The 26,621-nt window shown below is 71.3% G+C and carries 22 protein-coding genes; 10 read left to right on the forward strand and 12 right to left on the reverse strand.

Annotation, left to right across the window (positions count from 1 at the left end):
- Positions 1–3 precede the first annotated feature (3 nt).
- Complete coding sequence (locus AAW13_RS09630; RefSeq protein WP_046730184.1) at positions 4–2,037, forward strand: PQQ-dependent sugar dehydrogenase; 2,034 nt, start codon at positions 4–6, stop codon at positions 2,035–2,037.
- A 7-nt stretch (positions 2,038–2,044) separates the two neighbouring features.
- Here AAW13_RS09630 and AAW13_RS09635 read toward each other — a convergent pair whose 3' ends face one another.
- A complete protein-coding gene (locus AAW13_RS09635; protein WP_046730185.1) occupies positions 2,045–3,871 on the reverse strand; it encodes an AMP-dependent synthetase/ligase in 1,827 nt (608 codons plus the stop codon).
- A 356-nt stretch (positions 3,872–4,227) separates the two neighbouring features.
- Between AAW13_RS09635 and AAW13_RS09640 the strand changes: the two genes are divergently transcribed.
- Entirely contained in the window at positions 4,228–5,208 is a 981-nt protein-coding gene (locus AAW13_RS09640; protein WP_206306179.1) for an Lrp/AsnC family transcriptional regulator, read from the forward strand.
- Positions 5,209–5,284: 76 nt separating this feature from the next.
- Here AAW13_RS09640 and AAW13_RS09645 read toward each other — a convergent pair whose 3' ends face one another.
- Positions 5,285–6,148 (reverse strand): LysR substrate-binding domain-containing protein, encoded by an 864-nt coding sequence (locus AAW13_RS09645; protein ID WP_046730186.1) that lies wholly within the window; start codon positions 6,146–6,148, stop codon positions 5,285–5,287.
- Positions 6,149–6,333: 185 nt separating this feature from the next.
- On the opposite strand from AAW13_RS09645, the gene AAW13_RS09650 reads away from it, so the two are divergent.
- Positions 6,334–7,356, forward strand: coding sequence for a bile acid:sodium symporter family protein (locus tag AAW13_RS09650; RefSeq protein ID WP_206306186.1), 1,023 nt, complete (start codon positions 6,334–6,336; stop codon positions 7,354–7,356).
- Between the two features lie 8 nt (positions 7,357–7,364).
- Here the strand turns inward: AAW13_RS09650 and AAW13_RS09655 are convergent, their stop codons facing one another.
- Positions 7,365–8,282 (reverse strand): quinone oxidoreductase family protein, encoded by a 918-nt coding sequence (locus tag AAW13_RS09655; RefSeq protein WP_046730188.1) that lies wholly within the window; start codon positions 8,280–8,282, stop codon positions 7,365–7,367.
- A gap of 115 nt (positions 8,283–8,397) precedes the next feature.
- On the opposite strand from AAW13_RS09655, the gene AAW13_RS09660 reads away from it, so the two are divergent.
- Both AAW13_RS09660 and AAW13_RS09665 read left to right on the forward strand, forming a co-directional pair.
- The gene (locus tag AAW13_RS09660) at positions 8,398–8,838 is read left to right on the forward strand and encodes a MarR family winged helix-turn-helix transcriptional regulator (RefSeq protein WP_046730189.1); all 441 of its coding nucleotides are present in this window, start codon (positions 8,398–8,400) and stop codon (positions 8,836–8,838) included.
- Positions 8,839–8,854: 16 nt separating this feature from the next.
- Positions 8,855–9,382 (forward strand): isochorismatase family protein, encoded by a 528-nt coding sequence (locus tag AAW13_RS09665; protein WP_046730190.1) that lies wholly within the window; start codon positions 8,855–8,857, stop codon positions 9,380–9,382.
- A gap of 4 nt (positions 9,383–9,386) precedes the next feature.
- Here AAW13_RS09665 and AAW13_RS09670 read toward each other — a convergent pair whose 3' ends face one another.
- A complete protein-coding gene (locus AAW13_RS09670) occupies positions 9,387–10,106 on the reverse strand; it encodes an SDR family oxidoreductase (protein ID WP_046730191.1) in 720 nt (239 codons plus the stop codon).
- 174 nt (positions 10,107–10,280) lie between these two features.
- On the opposite strand from AAW13_RS09670, the gene AAW13_RS09675 reads away from it, so the two are divergent.
- Positions 10,281–11,105, forward strand: coding sequence for a LysR family transcriptional regulator (locus AAW13_RS09675; protein WP_046730192.1), 825 nt, complete (start codon positions 10,281–10,283; stop codon positions 11,103–11,105).
- 71 nt (positions 11,106–11,176) lie between these two features.
- Here the strand turns inward: AAW13_RS09675 and fdhD are convergent, their stop codons facing one another.
- The 5 genes from fdhD to AAW13_RS09700 are packed head-to-tail and all read right to left on the reverse strand — an operon-like array spanning position 11,177 to position 17,744.
- Positions 11,177–12,025 carry a formate dehydrogenase accessory sulfurtransferase FdhD gene (gene fdhD, locus AAW13_RS09680; RefSeq protein WP_046730819.1) on the reverse strand — a complete coding sequence of 283 codons (849 nt, stop codon included), beginning with the start codon at positions 12,023–12,025 and terminating at the stop codon, positions 11,177–11,179.
- Positions 12,026–12,032: 7 nt separating this feature from the next.
- Positions 12,033–12,893, reverse strand: coding sequence for a 2Fe-2S iron-sulfur cluster-binding protein (locus tag AAW13_RS09685; RefSeq protein ID WP_046730818.1), 861 nt, complete (start codon positions 12,891–12,893; stop codon positions 12,033–12,035).
- The gene (locus AAW13_RS09690) at positions 12,890–14,851 is read right to left on the reverse strand and encodes an NADH-ubiquinone oxidoreductase-F iron-sulfur binding region domain-containing protein (protein WP_046730817.1); all 1,962 of its coding nucleotides are present in this window, start codon (positions 14,849–14,851) and stop codon (positions 12,890–12,892) included. The genes AAW13_RS09685 and AAW13_RS09690 overlap by 4 nt, the downstream gene beginning before the upstream one ends.
- A gap of 5 nt (positions 14,852–14,856) precedes the next feature.
- A complete protein-coding gene (locus AAW13_RS09695; protein ID WP_046730816.1) occupies positions 14,857–16,776 on the reverse strand; it encodes a molybdopterin oxidoreductase family protein in 1,920 nt (639 codons plus the stop codon).
- Positions 16,773–17,744: a 2-dehydropantoate 2-reductase gene (locus tag AAW13_RS09700; protein WP_046730815.1), complete on the reverse strand. Its 972-nt coding sequence runs from the start codon at positions 17,742–17,744 to the stop codon at positions 16,773–16,775. The genes AAW13_RS09695 and AAW13_RS09700 overlap by 4 nt, the downstream gene beginning before the upstream one ends.
- A 205-nt stretch (positions 17,745–17,949) precedes the next feature.
- Here AAW13_RS09700 and AAW13_RS09705 point away from each other — a divergent pair, with 205 nt between their 5' ends.
- The 4 genes from AAW13_RS09705 (at position 17,950) to AAW13_RS09715 (ending at position 21,352) form a co-directional block, all read left to right on the forward strand.
- Positions 17,950–19,278, forward strand: a complete 1,329-nt coding sequence (locus AAW13_RS09705) for an OFA family MFS transporter (RefSeq protein WP_046730814.1) — start codon at positions 17,950–17,952, stop codon at positions 19,276–19,278.
- Complete coding sequence (locus tag AAW13_RS47395; RefSeq protein ID WP_268239940.1) at positions 19,253–19,387, forward strand: MFS transporter small subunit; 135 nt, start codon at positions 19,253–19,255, stop codon at positions 19,385–19,387. The genes AAW13_RS09705 and AAW13_RS47395 overlap by 26 nt, the downstream gene beginning before the upstream one ends.
- Before the next feature lie 147 nt (positions 19,388–19,534).
- The gene (locus AAW13_RS09710; protein WP_046730813.1) at positions 19,535–20,482 is read left to right on the forward strand and encodes a beta-ketoacyl-ACP synthase III; all 948 of its coding nucleotides are present in this window, start codon (positions 19,535–19,537) and stop codon (positions 20,480–20,482) included.
- Between the two features lie 192 nt (positions 20,483–20,674).
- On the forward strand, positions 20,675–21,352 hold the full coding sequence (locus tag AAW13_RS09715) for a GntR family transcriptional regulator (RefSeq protein ID WP_046730823.1): 678 nt from the start codon (positions 20,675–20,677) through the stop codon (positions 21,350–21,352).
- 201 nt (positions 21,353–21,553) lie between these two features.
- Here the strand turns inward: AAW13_RS09715 and AAW13_RS09720 are convergent, their stop codons facing one another.
- The 3 genes from AAW13_RS09720 to AAW13_RS09730 all read right to left on the reverse strand — a co-directional run bounded on the left by AAW13_RS09720 (position 21,554) and on the right by AAW13_RS09730 (position 26,618).
- Positions 21,554–22,957, reverse strand: a complete 1,404-nt coding sequence (locus AAW13_RS09720; protein WP_046730812.1) for an OFA family MFS transporter — start codon at positions 22,955–22,957, stop codon at positions 21,554–21,556.
- Position 22,958: 1 nt separating this feature from the next.
- Positions 22,959–24,347, reverse strand: a complete 1,389-nt coding sequence (locus AAW13_RS09725) for an OFA family MFS transporter (protein WP_046730811.1) — start codon at positions 24,345–24,347, stop codon at positions 22,959–22,961.
- A 126-nt stretch (positions 24,348–24,473) separates the two neighbouring features.
- Positions 24,474–26,618 carry an acetate--CoA ligase family protein gene (locus tag AAW13_RS09730; protein ID WP_046730822.1) on the reverse strand — a complete coding sequence of 715 codons (2,145 nt, stop codon included), beginning with the start codon at positions 26,616–26,618 and terminating at the stop codon, positions 24,474–24,476.
- Between the last annotated feature and the right edge of the window lie 3 nt (positions 26,619–26,621).

Genomic DNA, 26,621 nt, shown 5'->3' on the forward strand with positions numbered 1-26,621 from the left:
GTCATGACACCACCCAGAACCCTGCTGGCCCGCGTCCTGCCGCTGGCCCTCGCGGTCCCGCTGGTCACCCTGGTGCCGGGGACCGCGCGGGCGGCCACCGACTACCAGGCCGAGGACGCGACGATCTCCCAGGGCACCGTCGCCACCAACCACACCGGGTACACCGGCACCGGCTTCGTCGACTACACCAACGTCAAGGGCTCGTACGTGGAGTTCACGGTCAGTGCGGCCACCGCCGGCACCTCCGCGCTCGCCGTGCGCTTCGCCAACGGCACCGGCACCGACCGGCCGATGGACCTCTCCGTCAACGGCACCGTCGTCGCCTCCGGCGTCTCCTTCCCGGCCACCGCCGACTGGAACACCTGGGCCACGAAGACGGTGAACGTCCCGTTGACCGCGGGCAGCAACAGGATCCGTGCCACCGCCACCACCGCGAACGGCGGCCCCAACCTGGACCGGATCAGCATCGGCACGGCGGCCGACACCCAGGCCCCCACCAGCCCCGGCCGGCCCTCCTGCTCCGACGTCGGCGAGGACGCGCTCACCCTCGCCTGGGGCGCGGCCACGGACAACGTGGGCGTGACGGCGTACGACCTCTACGAGCACGGCAACAAGATCGGTGAGGCGTCCGGGAGTTCGACCTCGAAGACCCTCACCGGACTCACCCCGGACACCACCTACGACCTCACCGTCATCGCCCGCGACGCGGCCGGCAACACCTCGCCGGCCAGTCCCGTCGTCGACTGCACGACCGAGCCGAGCAGCGACAGCACGCCGCCCACCACCCCCGGCACCCTGGCCGCGACCGGCATCACCGCGAACACCGCCGACCTCAGCTGGGGCGCGTCCACCGACGACCGGGCCGTCACCGCGTACGACATCCGCAGCGGGAGCACCGTCTACAAGACGGTCACCGGCGGCACGACCACCACCCTCACCGGCCTCGCCTGCGACAGCCCCTACACCCTGGACGTGGTCGCCCGGGACGCGGCCGGGAACGTCTCCGGCCCGAGCAACAGCGTCACCTTCACCACCAAGGCCTGCGCCACCGACGGCGGCACGCCCTCCTCCATCGCCACGCTCTCCACCGGCTGGACGATCCCCTGGGGCATCTACTGGATGCCCGACGGCAAGACCGCGCTGGTCACCGAGCGGGACGACTTCCGGGTCTGGAAGGTGACCAAGGACGGCACCCGGACCCAGATCGGCACCGTCCCGAACGCCGTCACCACCAACGGCGAGGGCGGCCTGCTCGGCGTCGCCGTCGACCCCAAGTGGGAGACGAACCACTACGTCTACTTCATGCACACCGCGGACGAGGGCAACCGGGTCGTGCGCATGACCTACGACGGCACCAGGCTCAGCGACTACAAGATCCTGCTCCAGGGCATCAAGAAGAACCGCTACCACAACGGCGGCCGGCTCCTCTTCGGCCCCGACGGCTACCTCTACGTCTCCACCGGGGAGGCCCAGACACCCGACCTCGCCCAGGACAAGAACTCCCTCAACGGCAAGATCCTGCGCATGACGACCGACGGGAAACCGGCCCCCGGCAACCCGTTCGGCACCTACGTCTACAGCCTCGGCCACCGCAACCCGCAGGGCCTCGCCTTCGACCGCGACGGACGCCTGTGGGAAGCCGAGTTCGGCAACAGCTCCAAGGACGAGCTGAATCTCATCAAGCCCGGGGCCAACTACGGCTGGCCGACCTGCGAGGGCACCTGCTCGGTCGCCGGGATGACCAACCCCAAGGCCACCTGGAACGTCTCCGAGGCGTCCCCGAGCGGCATCGCCATCGTCCGCAACGTCGTCTACATGGCCTCACTGCGCGGCGAACGGCTCTGGCGCATCCCGATCAACGGCGACACGGAGAACGTCGGCACCCCGACGGCGTACTACGTGGGAACCTACGGCCGGCTGCGGACCGTGACCAAGGTGCCGGGCGCCGACCAGCTGTGGCTGTCCACCACCAACTGCGACAACAACGGCAACGAGCCGGACGGATCCGACAAGATCTTCCGGGTCGACATCGGGTGACGGGGCGTCAGGCCCGGTACAGGGCCTCGACCTCGTTGGCGTAGGCGTTCTCGATCGCCTTGCGCTTCAGCTTCAACGACGGTGTCAGCAAGCCGTGTTCCTCGGTGAACGGCTGCGCGAGGATACGGAACGTACGGATCGACTCGGCCTGCGAGACCAGGGTGTTGGCGGCCACCACCGCGCGCCGGACCTCGGTCTCCAGGTCGGCGTCGCGCACCAGCTGGGACGCGGACATCTGCGGCTTGCCGCGCATGGTCAGCCAGTGCTCGACCGCCTCGGTGTCCAGGGTGACCAGGGCGGCGATGTAGGGGCGGTCGTTGCCCACCACGATGCACTGGTTGACCAGCGGGTGGTCACGGACCCGCTCCTCCAGCACCCCGGGGGAGACGCTCTTGCCGCCGGAGGTCACCAGGATCTCCTTCTTGCGGCCGGTGATGGTCAGGTAGCCGTCCTCGTCGAGGGAGCCCAGGTCTCCGGTGGCCAGCCAGCCGTCGTGCAGGGTGGCGTCGGTGGCCTTCTGGTTGTTCAGATAGCCCTGGAAGACGTTGCCGCCGTTCAGCCAGATCTCGCCGTCGTCCGCGATGTGCACGGTGGTGCCGGGGATGGCCTGGCCGACCGTGCCGTACCGGGTGCGCTCGGGCGGGTTGGCGGTGGCGGCCGCCGTCGACTCGGTGAGGCCGTAACCCTCGTAGATGTGGACGCCCGCGCCGGCGAAGAACAGGCCCAGCCTGCGGTCCATCCCGGAGCCGCCGGACATGGCGTTGCGGATCCGGCCGCCCATCGCCGTCCGCACCTTGGCGTAGACCAGTTTGTCGAACAGCTGGTGCTGCATCCGCAGCCCCGCCGACGGGCCGGGACCCGTGCCCCACGCCTTGGCCTCGACGGCGTCGGCGTACTTCACGGCGATCTCGACCGCCTTCTCGAACGGCCCGCCCTTGCCCTCCTTCTCGGCCTTCCGCCGCGCCGCGTTGAACACCTTCTCGAAGATGTACGGCACGGCCAGGATGAACGTCGGCCTGAACGCGGCCAGGTCGGGCAGCAGCGCGGCCGCGTGCAGCTGCGGCTGGTGGCCGAAGCGGACGCCGTGCCGGATCGCGGCCACCTCCACCATGCGGCCGAAGACGTGCGCGAGCGGCAGGAAGAGCAGGGTCGACACCTCCTCGCCCTTCTTGGCGCGGAACACCGACTCCCAGCGGCCGACGACCGTGTCCGCCTCGAACATGAAGTTCCCGTGCGACAGCACACAGCCCTTCGGGCGGCCCGTGGTGCCCGAGGTGTAGATGATCGTGGCGACCGAGTCCGGGGTGACCGCCTGCCGGTGCCGGTGGACGACCTCGTCCTCCAGGTGCGCGCCCGCGTCGTACAGCTCCTGCACGGCGCCGGAGTCCAGCTGCCACAGCTGGCGCAGCTGCGGCAGCCGGTCGATGACGGTGGCGATCGTCATCGCGTGGTCCTCGTGCTCCACGATCGCGGCCGTGCACTCGGCGTCGTACAGCATCCAGAAGCACTGCTCGGCCGACGAGGTCGGGTAGACCGGCACCACCTGGGCGCCGATCGTCCACAGCGCGAAGTCGAACAGGGTCCACTCGTACCGGGTGCGGGACATGATCGCGACCCGGTCCCCGAACCGGATGCCGCGCGCCAGCAGCCCCTTGGCGAGCGCCAGGACCTCGTCGCGGAACTCGGCGGAGGTCACGTCACGCCACTGCCCGAGCTCGTCCTTGCGGCCCAGGGCGACGTGGAGCGGGTCCGTCTGGGCATGCTCGAACACACAGTCGGCCAGTCCGCCGACCGGCGGTGCCGACGCCGACGGCGGGTTGGTGAACTCGCGCAAACCCCGCTCCCCGCTTCTCGCTCCACAGTGACGGTAGTGACGCTCCGCACAGCGCCGTGAAAGCTACCCCACCGGAAGACCGCGCGGGAGGGGGTGCGAAAACGAGCATTGCTCGCCTATCGCCGCGTCCCCGTCCAGAAAATACGCTCACATGCGGAAGGGTCGGACAGAAAACTTACGGTGCAGTAGGTATCGCCTCCGTAATCTCCACCGAATCTGTACGACCCGATTACCGCCCTCTTCCGGTTACCGGCCGGTCCGTCGCGGGGTGCGAAGCGCTCTCTGAGGACAGCGCCGCCCCGCCCGATTCCGTCACTCCGTAGGGTGGCGGTACGGGGAGACGCGACGGGGGAGCGATGCTGGAGCCGGAATCCGACACACTGGATCGCCTGGACATGGGGCTGCTGTCCGCGCTGGAGGTCGACGCCCGTGCCTCCTTCAGCCGGATCGCCGCCGTCCTCGGTGTCTCCGACCAGACCGTCGCCCGCCGCTACCGGCGGCTGTGTGCCGAGGCCGGGCTGCGGGTCGTCGCGGTCCGGGACGCCGAACGGCTCGGTCAGGACCAGTGGATGCTGCGGCTGCGCTGCGCGCCGGACAGCGCCACCGTCATCTCCGACGCGCTCGCCAGACGCCCCGACACGGCCTGGATCGGGCTGGCCTCCGGCGGCACGGAGATCGTCTGCATGACCCGGCCCCGCCGCCCCGGCGACCACGACGAACTGCTCCTCGGCAAACTGCCGCGCACTCCCAGGGTGGTGGAGATCCGGGCGCAGCAGCTGCTGCACCGCTTCTACGGCGGACCGGCCGGCTGGGTGCGCAAGTTCCGGGCGCTGTCCGAGGAGCAGGTGGCGGCGCTGCGGCCGGCGTTCCCGGAAGCCGGGGGTCCCGCCCGGCTGGAGCCCGAGGACGCGCCGTTGCTCGCCGCGCTGGAGCGGGACGGGCGGGCGACGTACCCGGAGTTGCAGCGGGCGACGGGGCGCTCGGAGTCGTCGGTGAAGCGCCGGCTGACCGCGCTGCTCGCCTCCGGGGCGGTGTACATCGATGTCGAGTACCGCTCCGAGGTGCTGGGCTTTCCGACGTCCGCGCTGCTGTGGATCACCACGGCGCCGTCCGCGATGCACTCCGTGGGCCAGGCGCTGGCCGCCCATGACGAGGTGGCGTTCGCCGCGGCCACGGCGGGGCCGTCGCACGTCGTGGTCACCGCGCTGTTCCGGGACTCGGCCGATCTGTACCGGTACCTGAGTGGGCCGTTGGGGCGGCTGGAGGGGGTGCGGCACGTGGAGGCCATGCCTTTTTTGCGGAGGGTGAAGCAGTTGACGTACGCGGGGTCGCACTGAGAGGGCGAGTGGCGGGGGCCGAGCGCGCGGTTCCCCGCGCCCGTTCGGGTCGCCCCGGTCAGGGGCGTTTCAGGGGCTAGGGGCGTCTCAAGCGGGTTCCGCCGGTCAGGATCGCCGCGGCCAGTGCGTCGGCCGCGCTCTGTGCGGGTGATCGTCGGTGGCTGTGCACCAGGACGAAGTCGACCTTGTCCAGTTCCGGCAGGCCCGCCCGGTCCGGGACACGGAACAGGCCCGGTGGGATCAGGCCCCTCGAATGGGCCATCACCCCGAGGCCCGCCCGCGCTGCCGCGATCAGGCCGTTGAGGCTGCCGCTGGTGCAGACGATGCGCCAGTCGCGGCCCTGGCGCTCCAGTGCCTCCAGGGCCAGGGCGCGCGTGATGCCCGGCGGCGGGTAGACGATCAGCGGTACCGGGCGGTCGGGGTCCAGACGCAGGCGTTCCGCGCCGATCCACACCAGGTCGTCGTGCCAGACCAGCTCGCCCAGCGGGTCCTCCGCGCGCCGCTTGGCCAGCACCAGGTCCAGCTTTCCGGCGGCCAGCTGCTCGTGCAGGGTGCCCGAGAGCTCCACCGTGAGCTCCAGGTCGACCTCGGGGTGGTCGTAGCGGAAGCCCTCCAGGATCTCGGGCAGCCGGGTCAGCACGAAGTCCTCCGACGCGCCGAAGCGGAGCCGGCCGCGCACCCGGGTGCCGGTGAAGAACGCCGCCGCCTGCTCGTGCACCTCGAGGATCCGGCGGGCGAAGCCGAGCATGGCCTCGCCGTCCTCGGTCAGCTCGACGGAGTGCGTGTCACGGGCGAACAGCTGGCGGCCGGCCGCGTCCTCCAGCCGGCGCACGTGCTGGCTGACCGTCGACTGGCGCAGTCCCAGACGGCGGGCGGCCTGGGTGAAGCTGAGCGTCTGGGCCACCGCCAGAAAGGTCCGCAGGTGCGTGGGGTCGTACACTCGAACATGTTATCGCGGAACGTGATGGCAGTCAGAGTGGTATACCGGATTCCCGATCACCTGCCGGAGGAGGACGATGGAGGGGGCCCTTCCGGCCCCGGCGAGACCCGGTCGCAGCGGCCGGGCGAGAACCCTGACCGACCCGCAAGTGGAGCACCGTGAAACGCCTGAGCTGGCCCAGTCGGATGCCGATCGACCCGTACGTGCTGCTGCTGCTCGGGACGGTGTGTCTCGCCGCGCTCCTCCCTGCCAGGGGCACGGCCGCCGACGTGGCCTCCGGCGCCTCCACGGCCGCGATCGCCTTCCTCTTCTTCCTCTACGGCGCCCGGCTCTCCACCCGCGAGGCCGTCGACGGGCTGCGCCACTGGCGACTTCACGTCACGGTCCTGGTCTGCACCTTCGTGGTCTTCCCGGTGCTCGGGCTGGCCGCCCGTGGTCTGGTGCCGGTGCTGCTCACCCATCCGCTCTACCAGGGCCTGCTCTTCCTGACCCTGGTGCCCTCCACCATCCAGTCGTCGATCGCGTTCACCTCGATCGCCCGGGGCAACGTGCCCGCCGCGATCTGCGCCGGCTCCTTCTCCTCGCTCGTCGGCATCGTGCTGACCCCGCTGCTCGCCGCCGCGCTGCTCGGCAACAGCGGGGGCGGGTTCTCCGCCGACTCGATCGTCAAGATCGTGCTCCAGCTGCTGGTGCCGTTCGTCGCCGGGCAGCTGCTGCGGCCCTGGATCGGCGAGTTCGTGAAACGGCACAAGAAGGTGCTCGGCCTGGTCGACCGCGGCTCCATCCTGCTCGTCGTCTACACCGCGTTCAGCGAGGGAATGGTCAAGGGCATCTGGCACCAGGTCAGCGCCGTGCGGCTGGGCGGACTGCTCCTGGTGGAGGCCGTACTGCTCGCGGTGATGCTCCTGCTGACCTGGTACGGCGCCAAGGCGCTCGGCTTCGGGCGCGGGGACCGTGTCGCCATCCAGTTCGCAGGGTCGAAGAAGTCCCTCGCCTCGGGGCTGCCGATGGCCAGCGTGCTGTTCGGTGCCCACGCCTCGCTGGCCGTGCTGCCGCTGATGCTCTTCCACCAGATGCAGCTCATGGTGTGCGCGGTCATCGCCAAGCGCCGCGCCCACGACCCCGAGGTCCGGGAGGAGGCCGCGCCCCCGGCCGCCCCGACGGCGCAGTCACGGCAGGCGGCCGTCACCGGGCCACCCGCCCGCTGACCCCCCGGTCACGGGCGCAGCACGACCTTGCCCAGGTTGGCCCGTGACTCGACGGCCTCGTGGGCCCGCGCCGCGTCCGTCAGTGCGAACTCCGCGTGCACGGCCGGCCGGACCGCTCCCCGTGCGAACAGGCGCCACAGTTCCTGACGCCAGGCCTCGTACCGGGTCGGCTGCTCGCGGGCGATCAGGGCCATCTGGAAACCGGTCACCGACTTGGCGCCGACCAGCAGGTCGTACGCCTGGATCGTGCCGCCGCCCGAGCTGTACGCCACCAGCCGGCCGCCGGGTGCCAGTGCGGCGAGGGCCGGGGTGAGCAGGTCGCCGCCGACCGCGTCGAGGACGTAGTCGGCCGGGGTGCCCCAGTCCGCGTCGGTGTACGCCACCACCGCGTCGGCGCCCAGGGAGCGGACGAAGGGGGCTTTCGCCGGGTCGGAGACGGCGGCCACGACCCGGCCCGCTCCCCGGGCGCGGGCCAGCTGGACGGCGAGGTGGCCGACCCCGCTCGCGGCGGCCGTGACGAGGGCGGTCTCGCCCGGTGCGGGACGGGCCGCGGCAAGCGCGCCGAGGGCGACCAGGCCGCCGCGGACCAGAGCGACCGCCTCGACGGCGGAGGCGGTCCCGGGTACGGCGGAGGCCATCGCCTCGTGCAGGACGGCGTAGTCGGCGTAGCCGTGGCCGAAGCACAGGCCCGTGACCCGGTCGCCGGTGCGGAACCGGGTGGCTCCCGCGCCGACGGCCACCACCGCACCGGCGATCTCACCGCCCAGCGCGATCGGCTCCGCCGCCTCGGCGACCTTGCGGACCACCGGCAGCGTGACCCCGACCGCCTCGCAGCGGACCAGCAGCTCACCGGGGCCGGGCTCGGGGACCGGGGCCTCCTCCAGGAACAGGGGGCCGCCGGTGGACTCGTACCGGACGCGACGCATCGCACCTCCGTGAAGCGACAGATTCATGGGGAGTCCCAACGATAAGGCGAAGTCGTGGGTGAGTCCAACGATTTTTCGTTGGGGGTGCCCATGGACATGTGGCTACGCTGCCCCCATGTCCGAAGCCCCTCTCCCCGCCATCCGCTCCCTGCCCAGCTGGCTGCTCGGCCGGGCCGCCGCCCGCGGCCGCGCCCTCGTCGCCGAGGCGCTCGCCGAGCACGGCATGCGGATGTGGCACCACGTGGTCCTCTCCGCAGTACGCGACCTCGCCCCCGTGGCCCAGGCCGACCTCGGCCGGTCCGTCGGCCTGGACCCGAAGGACCTGGTCGGCGTCCTGAACGACCTCCAGTCCGCCGCGCTCGTGGTGCGCGCGCCCGACCCCGCGGACCGCCGCAAGAACGCGGTCTCCCTCACCGACGAGGGCGGCCGCCTGCTCGCCCGCTGCGAAGAGGCGGCCCGCGCGGCCAACGACACCCTGCTCGCCCCGCTGTCGGCCGCCGAACGAGACCAGTTCACGGGCCTGTTGATCCGGATTTCCGGTACGGACGGCTCATGACGGCTAACGTTCCGTCATGACCGCACCCCTGGCGCTCGACCCGACGCGCACCGCCCTAGTCCTCGTCGACCTGATGGACCGCATCGTCGCGCTGCCCCTGGAGCCCCGCAAGGGCACCGAAGTCCTGCACGCCGCCGAGGAACTGGCCGCCGCCTTCCGCACGGCCGGCGCCCCCGTCGTGCTCATCCGGGTGGAGCGCCCCTCGCTCGCCGAGCAGCCGCCGGGCAGCGCGCTGGTGGCGGGACTGAGGAAAGAAGGGGACGTGGAGATCGTGAAGCGCACGATCGGCGGCTTCCAGGGCACCGACCTCGACGCCACGCTGCGCCGGCTGGGCGTCACCCGGCTGGTGTTCGGCGGTATCGCCACCAACCTCGGAGTCGAGTCCACCGCCCGCGCCGCCGCCGACCTCGGCTATGACCTCGTCTTCGTCGAGGACGCCATGGCCGCCCTCACGGCCGCCGAGCACGACGCGTCCGTGCGGCTCGACTTCCCGCGCCTGGGCACGGTGGTGACCGCCGCCGGAGTCCGCCTCACCCGCGCCTGACCGCTCAGACCAGCGTCCCGCCGCCGTCCACCACCACCACCGAACCGGTGCTGTACCCGCCCCGCATCAGATACAGGTACGCCTCCGCCACATCCGCCGGCTCGCCGACCCGTCCCACCGGCAGCGACCCGGCGGAGGCCCGGAACAGCCCCTCCCGGTCGGCCTCCGGCAGTTCCCGCCACAGCTCCGTCCGTACGATCCCCGGTGAGACGACGTTCACCCGCAGCGGCGCCAGTTCCACGGCCAGCGCCCGGGTCAGCGACTCCATCGCCCCGCACAGCGCCGATGCCACGCTGGAACCCGGCAGCGGCCTGCGTCCGGCCGTGCCCGTGGTCAGCACCACCGACCCGCCGGGGCGGATCGACCCGGCCCCGAGCTTCACCGCCGTGTACGCACCCCACAGCCGGGTGTCCAGGAAACTCCGGGCCGCCGCCAGGTCCGTGGCGGCCACGGTCTCCAGCAGCAACGCGTCACCCGCCGTGTACACCAGGTGGTCGTAGGCTCCGACGCCCGCGAAGAAGCCGCGCACCGCCTCCTCGTCCCCGGCGTCCAGCACCCCGCCCTCGGCGCCCTCGGGCAGCACCTTCAGCGCCGCGTCCACGTTCTCCCGACGGCGTGAGGCGACCACCACCCGCGCGCCCTCCCGCGCGGCGCCCCCGGCGACCGCGAGCCCGATGCCCGACGTGCCCCCGATGACGACGACACGCTGTCCTTGCAGATCCATGGCGGATCCTCTCTTCCGAAGACTTCCGGCGCGAACCGTTGGCGCGAACCGTTGGAATGACCGCTGGTGTGCGGACGGTTCAAGGCTGCGGCCCCACCGCACCGCCCGTCCAAGACCTCTTCCGGCGTCGGCGATACCCTGAGGACATCGCCGGTGTCGCAGAGAGGTGCGGTCATGGACCTGGACCTGCGCAAGGTCCGCTACTTCGTGGCGGTCGCCGAACTCCTCCACTTCGGCCGGGCCGCCGAGCGGCTGCACATCGCCCAGCCCGTCCTCAGCCGCCAGATCCGCGCGCTGGAGAAGGACTTGGGGGCCGAGCTGTTCGTACGCGACAGCCACGGCGTGACGTTGACCGGCGCCGGGGACCAGTTCCTAGAGGACGCCCGGCCCTTGCTGGCCGCCGCCGACGGCGCCCGGCGCCGCGCCTCCCAGGCCGCGCGCGGCAGACGGCGGCTGGTCGTCGGCTTCCGCGCCGGTGTCGTCGTCACCCGGGCCCTGCGCGCCTTCACCGCCGAGCACCCGGACATCGAGGCCAACGCCCGCCGGGTCGAGTGGGACGACCAGGAGCAGCTGATCCTCGACGGCACCGTCGACATCGCCTACGTACGGCAGCCGATCCGGCCGGACGGACTCGAACTGCGCCCCCTGTACGGCGAGCCCCGGGTGGCCATGCTCCCGGACCGGCACCGGCTCGCCGGGAAACAGGAGATCTCACTCGCCGACCTCGACGGCGAGCAGTGGATCCGCTACAACGACCCCCGCCCCGGTGACCTTCCGCTGCGCACCATCGAGGAGAAGTTCGAGTGCGTGGCCGCGGGCGTCGCCATCACGATGGTGCCGCGCTCGGCCGCCGAGCAGTACTCCCGCCCGGACATCGTCTACGTCCCCGTCGTCGACGCCGAACCCGACCGGGTGCTGCTGGCCTGGGCGGCGGGCCGCCGCTCCCCGCTCGTCGCCGCGTTCGCCGCGGCCGCGGTGGCTGTCGCGGCACCCGACTGAGGCGGGGCCCCTGCGGCGCAGGGGGCGCTCCCCGCCGGTCGGGGCCCCGCCGCCGTGACGCGGGGAACCGGTCAGCCCTGGGCGGCCGCGGCCCGCAGAGCGATGCGGTCCTCGCCCGCGTACACGTTCATGTTGCTGCCCCGCAGGAAGCCGACCAGCGTCAGACCGGTCTCCGCCGCCAGGTCCACCGCCAGCGACGACGGCGCCGAGACCGCCGCGAGCACCGGGATGCCCGCCATCACGGCCTTCTGCGCCAGCTCGAAGGAGGCCCGCCCGGAGACCAGCAGGACGGTGCGGGACAACGGCAGATCGCCGTTCTTCAGGGCCCGCCCGACCAGTTTGTCCACCGCGTTGTGCCGGCCCACGTCCTCCCGGACGTCCAGCAGTTCCCCGCCCTCCGTGAACAGGGCCGCCGCGTGCAGCCCCCCGGTCCGGTCGAACACCCGCTGCGCCGCGCGGAGCCGGTCGGGGAGGCTCGCGAGCAGTTCGGGCGTGACCCGGACCGGGGGAGTGTCGGCTATCGGCCAGCGAGTCGTCGTACGCACCGCGTCGAGGCTCGCCTTGCCGCAGAGCCCGCAGGACGAGGACGTGTACACGTTCCGTTCCAGTGTGAAGTCGGGGAGCTCGACGCCCGGGGTGGTGCGCACGTCGACCACGTTGTACGTGTTGGAGCCGTCGGCCGTCGCACCCGCGCAGTAGACGATGTTCTGGAGGTCGCCGGCGTCCGCCAGGACGCCCTCGCTCACCAGGAAACCGGCCGCCAGCGCGAAGTCGTCGCCGGGCGTGCGCATCGTGATCGCCAGCGGTTTCCCGTTGAGCCTGATCTCCAGCGGTTCCTCGGCGACGAGCGTGTCCGGCCGGGCGGAGACCGCTCCGTCGCGGATCCGGATGACCTTGCGTCGTTCCGTGACTCGTCCCATGTCCTGATCAGCCCCGGTTCTGTACGTGCTGGTAGCCGAAACGGCCCTTGATGCAGAGATTGCCGTGGGTCACCGGGTTGTCGTGCGGCGAGGTGACCTTGACTATCTCATTGTCCTGCACATGGAGCGTGAGGTTGCAGCCCACACCGCAGTACGCGCACACGGTGGTCGTCTCCGTCTGCCGCGACTCGTCCCAGGTACCCGCCGCCCGCATGTCGAACTCCGACTTGGACGACAGCGCCCCGGTGGGGCACACCTCCACGCAGTTCCCGCAGTACACGCATGCCGAGTCGGTCAGCGGGGCGTCGTGCTCGACGGCGATCCGGGCGTCGAAGCCACGCCCGGCCACGGAGATGGCGAAACTGTTCTGCCACTGGTCGCCGCAGGCGTCCACGCACTTGTAGCACAGGATGCACTTACCGTAGTCGCGCACGTACAGCTCGTTGTCGATCCTGGGTTCCTCGTCGACGCGGGCCGCGCCGGGCCCGAAGCGGTCCGGTTTCGCCTCGTACTCCTTGATCCAGTCGGCGACCCGGGGCGTCGTCGACAGGTCCACCGAGGACGCCAGCAGTTCCAGCACGATCCTGCGGCTGTGCCGGACGCGTTCGGTGCCGGTGCGGACCACCATCCCCGGCTCCGCCCTGCGCGAGCAGGCGGGCACCAGCGTCCGGGACCCCTCCACCTCCACCACGCACACCCGGCAGGCGTTCTTCGGGCGCAGGGTGTCGCCCTCGCACAGGGTCGGGACGTCCGTCCCGGCCGCCCGGCAGGCGTCCAGGATCGTGGCACCCTCCGGGACCCGCGCCGTCTCCCCGTCGATCGTGAACTCCAGCAGCCGGCGCGGTATCCCCAGCGGTGTGACGGTCATGCGTACGCCCCCAGACGGTCGATGGCGGACTCCACGGCGTTCCAGGCGGTCTGGCCGAGACCGCAGATCGAGGCGTCCCGCATGGCCCGGCCGACCTCGCGCAGCAGCGTGATGTCGGAGGCCGCCGCGGCACCGGTCCGCGTCACGATCCGGTGCAGTGCCTCCTCCTGCCGGACCGTCCCGACCCGGCAGGGCACGCACTGTCCGCAGGACTCGTCCCGGAAGAACTCGGCGATGCGCAGCAGCAGCCGGGGGAGGGGCACGCTGTCGTCGAAGGCCATGACCACGCCCGAGCCGAGGGTGGTGCCCGCCTCGCGGGTGCCTTCGAAGGTGAGCGGGATGGCGAGTTCGTCCGGCCGTACGAAGCCGCCGGCCGCCCCGCCCAGCAGGATCGCCCGCAACCCGTCCCTGCCCCCGGCCAGTTCGAGCAGCTCGCCGAGGGTGGCGCCGAACGGGAGCTCGTACACACCGGGCCGGTCGACGCTCCCCGACACGCAGAACAGCTTGGGGCCGGTGGACTTAGCCGTCCCGATCGCCGCGTACGCCGGGGCGCCCATGGTCAGGATCGGCAGGACGTTGACCAGCGTCTCCACGTTGTTCTCGACCGTCGGCTTCCCGAAGAGCCCCTGCTCCACCGGGAACGGCGGCTTCGAACGCGGCTCGCCCCGGAACCCCTCGATGGAGTTGAACAGGGCCGTCTCCTCACCGCAGATGTACGCCCCGGCACCGCGCCGGATCTCGATGTCGAAGGCGAAGCCCTGACCGAGGACGTCGTCGCCGAGGAAGCCACGGGCGCGCGCCTGCTCGACCGCGTGCCGGATCCGGCGGGTCGCCCGCGGGTACTCACCGCGGATGTAGAGGAACCCCCGGTGCGCGCCGATCGCGTACCCCGCGATCGTCATCGCCTCGACCAGGGCGTACGGGTCGCCCTCCAGCAGCACGCGGTCCTTGAAGGTGCCCGGCTCAGACTCGTCGGCGTTGCAGACCAGGTGGTGCGGACGGTCCGGCTGGGCCGCCGTCGCCTGCCACTTGCGGCCGGTGGGGAAGGCGGCACCGCCGCGCCCGACCAGACCGGAGTCGGTCACCTCGCGGATGACCCCGGCGGGGCCCAGGGCGAAGGCGTGGCGCAGGGCCATGTAGCCGCCGTGGGCGCGGTAGTCGTCGAGGGACGACGGGTCGACCACGCCCACCCGCCGCAACAGGATCAGACCCTCCTGCCCGGCCTGGGGTACGGCCGCGGCGGCCCGCGGTTCCTCAGGGGACGAGTCCGGGGCGACGGCCGCGAGGACGGCCGTCCCGGTCGTCGCCGGGGCCGACACGGCGGTGCGCACCGGATCCCCCGCCCGGATCGCGAGGGCGGCCGGGGCCCGTTCGCAGAGCCCGAGACAGGGGCTGCGCTCGACCCTGACACCGCCGCGCGCTCCTGCGCCGCGTCCCTTTCCGCTGTCGCCGCCGTCTCCTGCGCCGCGCCTCTCTCCGCTGTCGCCGCCGTCTCCTGCGCCGCTGTCGCCGTCTTCTTCTTCGCCGTGCCCTCCTCCTGTGCCGCCGTCCTCTCCCGCGCCCAGGTTCTCCTCCGTGCCGGCGAGCAGTTCGGCCGCTCCCGCCGTCGCGCACGCCAGGTCCGTGCAGACGTGCAGGACGGTCGCCGGGCGCGGCCGGACGGAGAACATCGAGTAGAAGGTGGCGACCCCGTACGCCTCGGCCGGGGGAACCGTCAGCCGGCGGCACAGGTAGCCGAGGGCGCCCTCGCTGATCCAGCCGATCCGGTCGTTGAGCGCGTGCAGTCCCGGCAGCAGCAGGTCCCGGCGGTCGCGGGCCTCCCGCCCGCCCCGCGCCCACCGCAGGTCCGCGTCCGAGCGGTCCGCGCCCTCCCACGAGGACTCGGGAGGGCCCAGCAGGGCGTCCACGGCGGCCCGTTCGTCGTCGGTCGGTTTGCTGTCGCCGAAGTGCAGGTCCACTTGCGTCACCTCACGATGGTCGCGACCGGGAGCTTGTCGATGCGGATCGCCGACGCCTTGAACTCCGCCGTCCCCGCGATCGGGCAGTTGGCCTCGATGGTCAGCTGGTTGGTGTCCACCTCGTCGGGGAAGTGCATGGTCATGAAGGCGAGGCCGGGCCGCAGCGCGGGGTCGATCCACACCGGTGCCACCACCGCGCCCCGCCGCGAGGAGACCCGCACCTCCTCGCCGACGACCACCCCGTACCGCTCGGCGTCCTCCGGGCACAGCTCCAGGTACTCGCCGCGCCGCAACGGGGAGGCGTAACCACCGCTCTGCACACCGGTGTTGTACGAGTCGAGGCGCCGGCCCGTGGTGAGCCGGAGCGGGTACTCCTCGTCGGTGAGGTCGACCGGAGGGTCGTGCCGGACCAGACCGAAGGGGGCCGGCGCCCCGCGCTCCGCCGGGTCCCTCTCCCACAACCTGCCGTGCAGATAGGGCGGTTCGAGACGGTCGGTGCTGGGGCAGGGCCACTGGATGCCGTGCTGCTCGGCGAGCCGCTGGTACGTCATCCCGTAGTGGTCCGGGGAGACCGACCGCAGTTCGTTCCAGACGGCCTCCGCGTCGGCGTACTTCCAGTCGTGGCCGAGCCGGGCCGCCAGTCCGCAGATGATGTCGATGTCCTCGCGGGCCGCGCCGGGCGGGGTCACGGCCCGGCGCACCCGCTGCACCCGGCGCTCGCTGTTGGTCGTGGTGCCCTCGGTCTCCGCCCAGCCGGCGGTCGCGGGCAGGACGACGTCGGCCAGTTCGGCCGTCCGGGTGAGGAAGATGTCCTGGACGACGAGGAAGTCCAGGGCCCGCAGCCGTCGTACCGCCTGCTCGCTGTCGGCCTCCGACTGGGCGGGGTTCTCGCCGATGCAGTAGACCGCCTTCAGCGTGCCCTCCTCCATCGCCTCGAACATCTCGGTGAGGTTCAGCCCGTAGTGCGGCTGGATGACGGTGTCCCAGGCCGACTCGAACTTCAGCCGGACGCCGGGGTCGAGGATGTCCTGGAAGCCGGGCAGGCGGTTCGGGATCGCGCCCATGTCGCCCCCGCCCTGCACGTTGTTCTGGCCGCGCAGCGGCTGCAACCCGGCGCCGTACCGGCCGACCTGGCCGGTGAGGAGGGAGAGGTTGATCAGGGCGCGGACGTTGTCGGTGCCGTTGTGGTGTTCGGTGATGCCGAGCGTCCAGCACAGCTGGGCGCGCTCGGCGCGGGCGTAGGCGTGCGCCAACTCCCTTATCGCACGCGCCGGAACGCCCGTGACCTTCTCCGCGAGCGACAGCGTCCACGGCTCGACGAGCGCCCGGTACTCCGCGAAGCCGGTGGTCGCCCGCTCGACGAACGCCTGGTTGGCGAGCCCCGCGTGGATGATCTCGCGGCCGATCGCGTGCGCCATCGGGATGTCCGTGCCGACGTTCAGCCCGAGCCAGCTCTCCGCCCACTCGGCGGTGGAGGTGCGGCGCGGGTCGACCGCGTACATCCGGGCGCCGTTCCTGATCCCCTTCAGCACGTGCTGGAAGAAGATCGGGTGCGCGAAGCGGGCGTTGGAGCCCCACATCACGATGACGTCGGTGTGCTCGATCTCCTCGTACGAGGACGTGCCGCCGCCGGAGCCGAAGGCGGCGGAGAGACCGGCGACGCTCGGGGCGTGGCAGGTCCGGTTGCAGGAGTCGACGTTGTTGGTGCCCATCACCACCCGGGCGAACTTCTGCGCCACGTAGTTCATCTCGTTGGTGGCGCGGGCGCAGGAGAACATGCCGAAGGCGCCGCGGGCCGCCGCCAGACCGCGGGCCGCCCGGTCCAGGGCCTCCTCCCAGCCCGCCTGCCGGAACGGCTCGTCGCGGGAGTCCCGGACCAGCGGGTGGGTGAGCCGGGTGTACGTCCGGTGCTGCCGTTGCCTCATGCGGCGCTCCTCAGCGCGAGCAGGTCCGAGATGGCGTGCACGGTGCGCAGGGTGGGCACCTGGACGCCGGTGATCTCCGCCAGTTCGACGACGGCCGCGAGCAACACGTCGAGTTCCAGCGGCTTGCCGCGCTCCAGGTCCTGGAGGGTGGAGGTGCGGTGGTCGCCGACCTTCTCGGCGCCCGCGAGCCGACGTTCGATGGAGACGCCGACCTCGCAGTCGAGCGCCTCGGCGACGTCGAGCGTCTCGCGCATCATGATCTCGATGACCCGCCGGGTGCCGCCGTGCAGGCACATCTGCCGCATGGTGGCGCGGGCCAGCGCGCTGATCGGGTTGAAGGAGATGTTGCCGAGCAGCTTGAGCCAGATGTCGTTGCGCAGGTCCGGCTCCACCGGGCACTTCAGGCCGCCTGCCTGCATGGCCTCGCCGAACCGCAGACAGCGGGCGGACACGGAGCGGTCGGGTTCGCCGATCGAGAACCTGGTGCCCTCCAAGTGCCGTACCACGCCGGGTGCCTCGAGTTCGGTCGCCGCGTAGACCACGCAGCCGACGGCCCGTTCGGGGGCGAGTACGGCGCTGACCGCGCCGCCCGGGTCGACGCTCTCGACGCGGTGGCCGTCGTACGGGCCGCCGTGCCGGTGGAAGTACCACCAGGGGATGCCGTTCTGGGCCGCGACCACCGCCGTGCGCTCGTGCAGCAGCGGCTCGATCAGCGGCCCGCACGCCGCGTACGCGTTCGCCTTCAGGCCCAGGAAGACGTAGTCGACCGGGCCGACCTCGGCCGGGTCGTCGGTGGTGTGGGCGTGCGCGGTGAAGTCGCCGCGCGGGCTCAGCACCCGTACTCCGTACTGCCTCATGGCCACCAGGTGGGGTCCACGGGCGATGAGGTGCACGTCGGCGCCCGCGCGGTGGAGCGCGGCACCGACATAGGCGCCGATCGCACCGGCGCCGAGGACTGCGACTTTCACGGAACACTCCGTTCGGTTTGAGGGATACCGCGGAGGCGGCCGACGGGCGGCCGAATCGTGTCGACGAAATATTGTCTACAGTATGGACTTGAGCCCGACAAGGGTCCCGACCATGACCGTTCGGCGCATTCTGGATACCGCTCACCGCATACGATCGAACCGTTGGGTTCTCAACTACCGTGCGGGGCCGTACCGTCCGGGTCTCATGAGCAGCCCCCCTGTAGCACCGCCGGGCTGGAGCCGCTGGCTCGTCCCGCCCGCCGCTCTCGCCGTCCATCTCTCCATCGGCCAGGCCTACGCCTGGAGCGTGTTCAAGCCGCCGCTCGAATCCGCGCTGAACCTGAGCGGCACCGAGAGCGCGCTGCCCTTCCAGCTCGCGATCGTGATGCTCGGGCTGTCGGCCGCGTTCGGCGGCACCCTCGTCGAGCGCAACGGACCGCGCTGGGCCATGACGGTGGCCCTGATCTGCTTCTCCTCCGGATTCCTGATCTCCGCGCTCGGCGCCGAGACGAAGCAGTTCTGGCTGATCGTCCTCGGCTACGGCTTCGTCGGCGGCATCGGCCTGGGCATCGGCTACATCTCACCCGTCTCCACGCTGATCAAGTGGTTCCCGGACCGGCCCGGCATGGCCACCGGCATCGCCATCATGGGCTTCGGCGGCGGCGCGCTGATCGCCTCGCCCTGGTCCTCGCAGATGCTCTCGTCCTTCGGCAGTGACAACGATGGCATCGCGCTGGCCTTCCTGGTGCACGGCCTCTCGTACGCCGTGTTCATGACCCTCGGAGTACTGCTGATCCGTGTCCCGCGCACCGAGAAGCCCGTCGTGGACGCGCCGAGCGCCTTCGAGGGCGTACAGGTCTCCGCGAACAACGCGATCCGCACCCCCCAGTTCTGGTGCCTGTGGGTCGTGCTCTGCATGAACGTGACCGCGGGCATCGGCATCCTGGAGAAGGCCGCCCCGATGATCACGGACTTCTTCGCCGGGAGCTCCACCCCGGTGTCGGTCTCCGCGGCGGCCGGGTTCGTCGCGCTGCTGTCCGCCGCCAACATGGCGGGCCGCATCGGCTGGTCCTCCACCTCCGACCTGATCGGCCGCAAGAACATCTACCGCGTCTACCTCGGCGTCGGCGCCCTGATGTACCTGCTCATCGCCCTGTTCGGGGACTCCTCCAAGCCGCTGTTCATCCTCTGCGCGCTGGTGATCCTCTCCTTCTACGGCGGCGGCTTCGCGACCGTCCCCGCCTACCTGAAGGACCTGTTCGGCACCTACCAGGTCGGCGCCATCCACGGCCGGCTGCTCACGGCCTGGTCCACGGCCGGCGTGCTCGGGCCGCTGATCGTCAACTGGATCGCCGACCACCAGAAGGACGCCGGCAAACACGGCTCCGACCTGTACACCCTGTCCTTCGGCATCATGATCGGGCTGCTGGTCGTCGGCTTCGTCGCCAACGAGCTCGTCCGGCCCGTCAACGCCCGCCACCACATCCCCGCACCGAGGGAGGCAGTCGATGTCGAACGACAGCAGCCGGCCTGAGCCCGACCGCCGCTGGCTGATCGCCGTGGCCTGGCTCTGGGTGGGCGCGCCCTTCGCCTACGGCGTGTACGAACTCGTACAGAAGGCCACACAGCTGTTCAACGGCTGAAGCGGAAGCATGTTCGGGCGTCCGGGAGTCTGCAAGAAGCCGACAACTCGGGCGCCCGTTTCCTGTGGCCTTACGTGCCGTCGTACCCGTGAGTCACTGAACAGACTGGTGGGCCCACACCGAGGCAACGAGGGGGACCCACCACCCATGAACGGCTCGCGCATCGCCGCCGTCGGCCACTACCAGCCCGCGAAGGTACTCACCAACGAGGACCTGGCGAGCATGGTCGACACCAGTGACGAGTGGATCCGCAGCCGGGTGGGCATCGACACCCGGCACATCGCGGGCCCCGACGAACCCGTCGACGAACTGGCCGCGCACGCCGCGGCCAAGGCCCTCGCCGCCGCCGGCCTCACCCCGGCGGACATCGACCTGGTCCTGGTCGCCACCTCCACCGCGATCGACCGCTCCCCGAACATGGCCGCACGGGTCGCCGCCCGGCTGGGTGTCCCGGGGCCCGCCGCGATGGACGTCAACGTGGTCTGCGCCGGCTTCACGCACGCGCTCGCCACCGCCGACCACACGGTCCGGGCGGGCGCCGCCACCCGTGCGCTGGTGATCGGCGCCGACAAGATGTCCGAGGTGACGGACTGGACCGACCGTACGACCTGCGTACTGGTCGGCGACGGGGCGGGCGCGGCCGTGGTCGAGGCGTGCGGGCCGGGCGAGGAGGCCGGGATCGGGCCGGTGCTGTGGGGATCCGTCCCCGAGATGGGCCACGCCGTGCGCATCGAGGGCACCCCGCCGCGGTTCGCCCAGGAGGGCCAGAGCGTCTACCGCTGGGCCACCACCCAGCTGCCGCCCATCGCCCGGCGCGCCTGCGAGAAGGCCGGGATCGCCCCCGCCGACCTGGCGGCCGTCGTCCTGCACCAGGCCAACCTGCGGATCATCGAGCCGCTCGCGCAGAAGATCGGAGCGGTGAACGCGGTCGTCGCGCGGGACGTCACCGAGTCCGGCAACACGTCGGCGGCCAGCATCCCGCTGGCCCTGTCCAAGCTGGTCGAACGAGGCAGCGTCTCGGCCGGCGACCCCGTCCTGCTGTTCGGCTTCGGCGGCAACCTGTCGTACGCCGGTCAGGTCGTGCGCTGCCCCTGAGGGGTCGGCCGAGGGGCTGGCCCCTGAGGGTCGGCCGAGGGGCTGCCCCTGAGGGGTCGGCCGAGGGGCGCGTGCCGCTCCGTGAGGCGCCCGATTCCCGCTTCCCCTGGCCTTTGGGCACCGTAGACTGTAGACGAAAGACAATCGATACTGAGTGTCCGCGTGTACGGGTGTCTGCCGAAGGGGGACCCGATGTTGTCTGCCGGACTGCCGCAGGGCGCGGTGCCGAAGCTCGAACGCCCCGGCCCGCTCCGCGACCGCGTGTACGAGGCGCTGCTCGAACTCATCACCACCCGCGCCCTCCAGCCCGGCCAGCACCTCGTCGAGAGCGAACTCGCCGGCCACCTGGGCGTCTCCCGGCAGCCGGTGCGCGAGGCGCTGCAACGCCTGAACACCGAGGGCTGGGTGGACCTGCGGCCCGCGCAGGGCGCCTTCGTGCACGAGCCGACGGAGGCGGAGGCCGACCAACTCCTCACGGTGCGCACCCTGTTGGAGGCGGAGGCCGCCCGGCTGGCGGCGGCCAACGCGGGCAGCGCGGGAGTGGCCGCGCTGGAGTCCCTGTGCGCCGAGGGCGAGCGGGCGGTCGCCGCGGACGACGTGGACACGGCGGTCGCCCTGAACGCCGCGTTCCACGCCAAGATCATGGACCTGGCCGGCAACACGGTCCTCGCCGGACTCGCCGCTCAGGTCGACCGCCGGGTCCGCTGGTACTACACGCCGGTGGCCCGCCAGCGCGGCCGCCAGTCCTGGATCGAACACCGTGCGCTGATCGCGGCGATCACCTCCCGGGACGAACAGCTCGCCACCACCCTGATGCGCGAACACACGGAGCACACCCGCCGCTCGTACCACGAGCGCGCGAGGTCCTGACCCTGGCCGGCACAGCGGGACGCCCCCTCCGGCGGGCGGACCCTGGCCGGCACAGCGGGACGCCCCCTCCGGCGGGCGGACCCTGGCCGGCACAGCGGGACGCCCCCTCCGGCGGGCGGACCCTGGCCGGCACAGCGGGACGCCCCCGGCGGCCGGTCGGATCCGGTCGCCGGAGGGGTGCGCGCGGGGCGGGGGAGGCGTTCAGGTCGCGGTCTGCGGCTGCACCGCCCCCGCTGTCGCGCTCGTGCCCGTTGCCCGGCCCGGCTGGCGGAGCAGCAGGGCTATCGCCGCCGCCACCATCGACACCCCGCCCGCCAGGGCGTACGCGCCGTTGTAGCCCCAGGCTCCGACGACCATGGAGCCCAGGCCGCCGCCGAAGAGGCCGCTGACCAGCTTGCCGCTGTAGACGAGGCCGTAGTTGGTGGCGTTGTAGTTCTCGCCGAAGTAGTCCGGGGTGAGGGCGGCGAAGAGGGGGTAGAAGGCGCCGCCGCCGAAGCCGGAGAGGAAGGCGAAGAACAGGAACAGCCACTCGCTCTTCAGGTCGCCGGCCCAGATCACGCCGAACTGCGCGAGGCCCAGGACGAGTATCACGAAGACCAGGGTCGGCTTGCGGCCCAGACGGTCGGAGAGCCAGCCGACCACGCCCCGGCCGACCCCGTTGATCACCGCCATCACGCCCATGGAGGAGGCCGCCACCAGGGGGCCGAAGCCGACGTCCTTCGCGAAGTCGACCTGGAAGGAGATGCCGAAGATCGAGACGCCGGCCGTCATGACGATGGAGATCCACATCAGCGGGAGCATGCCGGTGCGGATCGCCTCCTTGGGGGTGAACTGGCGTACCGCGGGCGGGTTCTTGGCGAGCGCCGTCGTGGTCTTCGAGCCCCCCGAGTGCGTGAGCGGGTCGATGTCGGCCGGCCACCAGTTCTTCGGCGGGTCCTTGAAGAAGAACGCGGTGACCAGGACCACGACCATCACGTAGGCGCCGATGAGGTCCAGGACGCGGTGGTAGTTCGCCGTGTCGAAGGCGTAGTTGAAGATGAAGATGAAGGGCAGCGAGCCGTAGGCGAAGCCACCGTTCACGAAGCCCGTGCGGGCGCCCCGGCGTTCGGGGAACCACTTGCCGACCATGTTGATGCAGGTCGCGTACACCAGGCCGGAGCCGAGGCCGCCGATCACGCCGAAACCGATGATCGCCAGCCAGATCTCGCTGATGTGGGAGAGGGCCAGGAAACCGATCAGGCACATGCCCGAGCCGGTGTACATGGCACGCCGTGCCGTGAGGATGCCCTTCTCGCGCAGCCAGCCCGCCGGGAAGGCGATGCCGGCCTGGAAGAACACCCAGACGCTCAGGATCCAGAAGGTGTTGGACTGCGTCCAGCCGTGCGCGTGGGACAGGGTGTCCTCGGCGGAGCCGTACGCGTACTCGAAGACGCTGATGGCCATCATGGCGATCCAGGGGAGGTACACCATGATGTTCCGGGAGTGGCCGAGGATGTCCCGGTCGGTCTCGCCGATCCGGTAGACACGGCCGCGGGCGTCCGTGACCTCGCGGTACGGGAGCCGTCCGGTGCCGGTGCTGTTCGTGGCTACAGGGTCTGCCGTCATGTCACGCCATCTCCTCGCCGAGCGGATGCGGGTTGGGGACGATGCGCCGGGCGCTGGGCCTGCCCGGTGCCTTGAGGAAGAGAGCCAGCACTGCGGAGGCCAGGCCGACTGAGCCCGCGAGGACGAACGCGCCGTGGTAGTCCCACTCACCGACGACGACCGCGCCCAGACCGGAGCCCACCAGGCCGGATATCAGCTTGGAGCTGTAGACCATCCCGTAGTTGGTGGCGTTGTTGTTCTCACCGAAGTAGTCCGCCGTCATGGCCGCGAAGAGCGGGAAGATCGCCCCGCCGCCGAACCCGGAGACCATGGAGCAGAACAGGAAGAACGGCATGCTGTGCAGCTGGCCGGAGACCAGCACCCCGAACTGGGCCGTGCCGAGGACGACACAGACGATGACGAGGGTGCTGCGGCGGCCGTACCGGTCCGAGATCCAGCCGATGACCCCGCGGCCGGTGCCGTTGACGATGGCCTTCAAGGACATGGCCGTGGCCACGATCCCGCCGGCGAACCCCATGTCCTTGCCGAACGGCACCTGGAAGGCGATGCCGAAGATGTTGATGCCGGCCGTGCAGAGCAGACAGAACCACATCATCCACAGGACGGGAGTACGGGCGGCCTCCTTGGGGGTGTACTGCTTCACCGCGGGCGGGTTCTTCTCCAACGCCCGCCTGATCCCCGGGTCCTGAGTGACCCTCAGCGGGTCGACGTGCGGCGGCCACCAGTTCTTCGGCGGGTCCTTGAAGAACCAGCCGGCCGACGCCACCACCAGGCACAGTCCGACGCCGACCGCGGACAGGACGGCCTTGTAGTTGCTCAGGTCGAGCACCGAGGTGAAGAGGAAGACGAACGGCACGGACCCGTAGGCGAAACCGCCGTTCACGAAGCCGGTCTTGCCGCCCTTGCGTTCCGGGTACCACTTGCCGACCATGTTCACGCAGGTCGCGTAGACCAGGCCGGCGCCGATACCGCTGCACATGCCGAAGCCGAGGTAGGCGACCACCACGTTCGGCGCGAACGCCAGCGCCAGATAGCCCAGCAGTGTGCCGGCCGCGCCGATCAGCATCGCGGTACGGGCGGGCAGCCGGCCGCTCTCCCGCAGCTGCCCGGCCGGGAAGGCCACGGCCGCCTGGAAGAACACCCAGACGCCCATCAGCCAGAAGATGTGCCCGCTGCTCCACAGATGCGCCTGGTGCAGCGTCTCCTCCGCCGACGTGAACGCGTACTCGGCGGAGCTGATGCCCATCATGCCCACCCAGGGCAGGACGACCATCCACTTCCTCGTCCGGCCCATGAGATCGACGTCTGTCTCGCCGATCCGGTATCTGCGGCCGTTGCGGTCCGTCACCTCCCTGAAGGGGACGGACGCCGTTAGATCGATGGATGACATGTTCGCTCAGCACCCCTTGCGTCGAAAGTTCTGGCCAGCGCCCCCTGTCCAATGCCTTTCGTGCGCGCACGGGTCCCGGGGCCGGCCGGGGACGCGCTCCGCCGGCCGGCCCCTTCCTCGGCTACGTCATGACGCGCCCCCCAGCAGCCCGGCCGCCCGCGCCCAGCGGTACTTGGCGCCCAGCACGGCCACCGGCCGTTCGGTCGTGTACGGGTACGCCACGACCCCCCGCTCGTACAGGTACTGGCAGGCCTCCTCGACCTCGACGTCCCCCGCGAGCGAGGCGACGACCGGCTTCTCGACGCCCCGCTCCCGGAACTCCGCGACCACGCGGGCCGTCAGTTCGGCGAAGACCATCGGCGGGGTGACGATGGTGTGCCAGTAGCCGAGGACGAGGGCGTGGATCCGCGGGTCCTCGAGTCCCAGCCGGATCGTCGCCTCGTACGTGGACGGCGGCTCGCCGCCCGTGATGTCCACCGGGTTGCCGGCGGCGCCGAACGGCGGGATGAAACGCCGGAACGCCTCGTCAAGGTCCGGCGGGATCTCCATCAGGGACAGCCCGTTGTCCGTCACGGCGTCCGACAGCAGCACGCCGCTGCCGCCCGCCCCCGTGATGATCACGATGTTGTCGCCCCGCGGGGTGGGCAGCACCGGCAGGCCACGGGCGTACTCCAGCATGTCGTTCAGGCCCGGCGCGCGGATCACGCCCGCCTGCCGCAGGATGTCGTCGTACACCGCGTCGTCGCCCGCGAGCGCGCCGGTGTGCGAACCGGCCGCCCTGGCACCGGCCGCCGTACGGCCCGCCTTCAGGACCACGACAGGCTTCTTCGGCACGGTGTTCCGTGCCGCGTCGACGAACGCGCGGCCGTCCTTGAGGTCCTCCAGGTGCATCGCGATGCACTCGGTGTGCGGGTCCTCGCCGAACCAGGTCAGCAGGTCGTCCTCGTCCAGGTCCGACTTGTTGCCGAGGCCGACGATCGCCGACACCCCGGTCTTCGTGGTGCGGGCGAAGCCGAGGATCGCCATCCCGATCCCGCCCGACTGGGACGTCAGCGCCACCCCGCCCTTCACGTCGTACGGCGTGCAGAACGTGGCGCACAGGTCCTGCCAGGTGGAGTAGTAGCCGTAGATGTTGGGGCCGAGGATCCGGATTCCGTGGCGCTCGCCGATCGCGACGATCTCGTCCTGGAGCTCCTGCTCGCCGGTCTCCGCGAAACCGGAGGGGATCAGGACGGCGTTGGGGATCTTCTTCCGGCCCACCTCCTCCAGCGCCGCCGCGACGAACTTGGCGGGAATGGCGAAGACGGCCACATCCACCTCACCGGGAACGTCCGTGACACTCTTGTACGCCTTGCGGCCCAGAATGTCATCGGCCCTGGGGTTCACCGGATGGATCTCGCCGGCGAAGCCGCCGTCGACGAGGTTGCGCATCACCGAATTGCCGATCTTCCCGGCCTCGTTGGAGGCGCCGATCACGGCGACCGAGCGCGGCCGCATCAGCCGGCGCATGGTCTCCAGGATCTCGTCGCGGGTGTACTTCCGGCGCGGTGGCGGCTGCTGGTCCGCGAGGATGATCCGGATGTCGGCGGCGACCGCGCCCTCCGCGGTGGCGATCACCGGGTTGAGGTCCACCTCGGCGATCTCCGGGAAGTCCGCGACCAGTTGGGAGACCCGGCGGATCTGCTCGGCGACCGCCCAGCGGTCCACCCCGGCCTGTCCGCGTACCCCGCGCAGCACCTCGGCGGCCTTGACGGAGTCCAGCATGGACAGCGCCTCGTCGGCGGAGACGGGCGCCAGCCGGAAGGTCACGTCCTTCAGCACCTCGACCAGCACCCCGCCGAGCCCGAACGCGACGACCTTCCCGAAGGTCGGGTCGGTGACCGCGCCGACGATCACCTCCGTGCCCTTCGGCAGCAGCTCCTGGACCTGGACGCCCTCGATGCGAGCCTCGGCGTCGTAGCCGCGCGCGTTCTCGATGATCCGGTGGAAGGCCGCGCGCACGTCCGCCGCGCCCTCGACGCCGACGACCACCCCGCCCGCGTCGGTCTTGTGCAGGATGTCCGGCGACACGATCTTCATGACCACCGGTCCGGCGAAGCGCGCGGCGTACGCCACCGCCTCGTCCACGTCGGTGGCCAGCTCCTCGCCCGGTACGGCGATCCCGTACGCGTCGGCGATCACCTTGCCCTCGGGCGCGGTGAGCGCGGCACGGCCCTGCGCGCGCACGGAGTCGAGGAGCGCACGGACCCGCAGCTCCCGGTCCTCTGCCATCAC

It is taken from the genome of Streptomyces humi, from assembly GCF_001005085.2.
GTDB classification, from domain to species: Bacteria; Actinomycetota; Actinomycetes; order Streptomycetales; family Streptomycetaceae; genus Streptomyces; species Streptomyces humi.

Excerpts from the sequence above, each read along its gene's own strand:
- AAW13_RS09630 (WP_046730184.1), top strand. The coding sequence starts at position 4 with ATGACACCACCCAGAACCCTGCTGGCCCGCGTCCTGCCGCTGGCCCTC.
- AAW13_RS09715 (WP_046730823.1), top strand. The coding sequence starts at position 20,675 with ATGTTGTCTGCCGGACTGCCGCAGGGCGCGGTGCCGAAGCTCGAACGC.
- AAW13_RS09670 (WP_046730191.1), bottom strand. The coding sequence starts at position 10,106 with ATGGATCTGCAAGGACAGCGTGTCGTCGTCATCGGGGGCACGTCGGGC.
- AAW13_RS09730 (WP_046730822.1), bottom strand. The coding sequence starts at position 26,618 with ATGGCAGAGGACCGGGAGCTGCGGGTCCGTGCGCTCCTCGACTCCGTG.
- AAW13_RS47395 (WP_268239940.1), top strand. The coding sequence starts at position 19,253 with ATGTCGAACGACAGCAGCCGGCCTGAGCCCGACCGCCGCTGGCTGATC.
- fdhD (WP_046730819.1), bottom strand. The coding sequence starts at position 12,025 with ATGGGACGAGTCACGGAACGACGCAAGGTCATCCGGATCCGCGACGGA.
- AAW13_RS09695 (WP_046730816.1), bottom strand. The coding sequence starts at position 16,776 with ATGAGGCAACGGCAGCACCGGACGTACACCCGGCTCACCCACCCGCTG.
- AAW13_RS09675 (WP_046730192.1), top strand. The coding sequence starts at position 10,281 with ATGGACCTGGACCTGCGCAAGGTCCGCTACTTCGTGGCGGTCGCCGAA.
- AAW13_RS09725 (WP_046730811.1), bottom strand. The coding sequence starts at position 24,347 with ATGTCATCCATCGATCTAACGGCGTCCGTCCCCTTCAGGGAGGTGACG.
- AAW13_RS09720 (WP_046730812.1), bottom strand. The coding sequence starts at position 22,957 with ATGACGGCAGACCCTGTAGCCACGAACAGCACCGGCACCGGACGGCTC.
- AAW13_RS09650 (WP_206306186.1), top strand. The coding sequence starts at position 6,334 with ATGCCGATCGACCCGTACGTGCTGCTGCTGCTCGGGACGGTGTGTCTC.
- AAW13_RS09640 (WP_206306179.1), top strand. The coding sequence starts at position 4,228 with ATGCTGGAGCCGGAATCCGACACACTGGATCGCCTGGACATGGGGCTG.
- AAW13_RS09710 (WP_046730813.1), top strand. The coding sequence starts at position 19,535 with ATGAACGGCTCGCGCATCGCCGCCGTCGGCCACTACCAGCCCGCGAAG.
- AAW13_RS09705 (WP_046730814.1), top strand. The coding sequence starts at position 17,950 with ATGAGCAGCCCCCCTGTAGCACCGCCGGGCTGGAGCCGCTGGCTCGTC.
- AAW13_RS09660 (WP_046730189.1), top strand. The coding sequence starts at position 8,398 with ATGTCCGAAGCCCCTCTCCCCGCCATCCGCTCCCTGCCCAGCTGGCTG.
- AAW13_RS09685 (WP_046730818.1), bottom strand. The coding sequence starts at position 12,893 with ATGACCGTCACACCGCTGGGGATACCGCGCCGGCTGCTGGAGTTCACG.
- AAW13_RS09665 (WP_046730190.1), top strand. The coding sequence starts at position 8,855 with ATGACCGCACCCCTGGCGCTCGACCCGACGCGCACCGCCCTAGTCCTC.
- AAW13_RS09655 (WP_046730188.1), bottom strand. The coding sequence starts at position 8,282 with ATGCGTCGCGTCCGGTACGAGTCCACCGGCGGCCCCCTGTTCCTGGAG.